Genomic DNA, 1,223 nt, shown 5'->3' with positions numbered 1-1,223 from the left:
CTCCGACGGCACTGCGACCACGGTGTTGCCCATCGCAAGTGCGGGTGCAATCAGCGAGATCAGGCCGAGCAGCGGCGAGGCATCCGGCGCGACGATGCCGACGACGCCGACCGGCTCGTGCAGCGCCAATGTCACGGCACGCGCGGGCGGTTGGTGCACGCGGCCCTCGAATTTGTCGGCCAGACCGGCATAGAGGAACAGCCGCTCGATGGATTGTTCTACCTCTTCCCGCGCGGCCTTGGGCGTGGCGCCGGTCAATTCGGTGAGACGGGCGGCGAACTCGCCGGCGCGGCCGGAAAGGTTCTCGGCCAGATAATAGAGCACCTGGGACCTGTTATAGGCGGTCGCCTCCGGCCAGGCCTTGGCACCGCGGGCGGCGGAGACGGCATCGCGGATATCCTTGCGGCTACCGAGCCCAACTTCGCCGGCAAGCTTGCCTTTGGCGGTGGCGATGGCGAGCGAATAATTGCCGTCCGGCCGTACCTGCTTGCCGCCGATGAACAGCTTTGCCGTACGGTCGATTGCCGCGCCGTCGGCCTGCTCGACCGGTTGCGCCGACATCGTCGCCGGCTTGATGACCGGGCCGAGCGGCAATTTTGCCGTGAGATATTCGAACATACCCTCGCGCCCGCCCTCACGACCGAAACCACTCTCGCGGTAGCCGCCGAAGCCACAGGCGGCGTCGAACATGTTGGTGCCGTTGACCCAGACCACGCCGGCCTTCAATTGCGGCGCGACGTGCAGGGCAAGGTTGACGTTCTCGCTCCACACCGAGGCGGCGAGGCCATAGCGCGTGTTGTTGGCGAGCTCGATCGCTTCCTCGGTGTTGCGGAAGGTCATGGTCGCCAGAACAGGGCCGAACACCTCTTCTTGCGCCAATATGTTAGCTGGCGAAACACCTGTGGCGAGCGTCGGCAGATGGTAGTAGCCGGAGGACGGCAGCCCGGCATCCGGCTGCCAGCAAACAGCGCCCTGTCTGGCGCCTTCGGCAACCAGGCCCTTGACGCGCTCGAGCTGGGTCAGATCGACCAGCGGGCCGATATCGGTGTTCTTGTCGAGCGGGCTGCCGACGCGCAGCCGGCTCATCCGCGTCTTGACCTTGGCGATCAGGGCGTCGGCTATGCCTTCCTGCACCAGGAGCCGCGAACCGGCGCAGCAGACCTGGCCCTGGTTGAACCAGATGCCGTCGACCAGGCCTTCGACGGCGCTGTCGAGATCGGCAT

General features: G+C 66.1%; 1 protein-coding gene. It reads right to left on the bottom strand.

Annotated elements, in window-relative coordinates; genetic code table 11:
- On the bottom strand, positions 1–1,223 hold a 1,223-nt coding region (locus EN969_RS31795), incomplete at both ends, for an aldehyde dehydrogenase family protein (RefSeq protein WP_127419772.1).

It is taken from the genome of Mesorhizobium sp. M7A.F.Ca.CA.003.01.2.1 (assembly GCF_003998945.1).
Lineage (GTDB): Bacteria > Pseudomonadota > Alphaproteobacteria > Rhizobiales > Rhizobiaceae > Mesorhizobium > Mesorhizobium ciceri.
The sequence above is the reverse complement of the archived record's forward strand: the minus strand, read 5'-3'. Positions and strand labels throughout refer to the sequence as shown.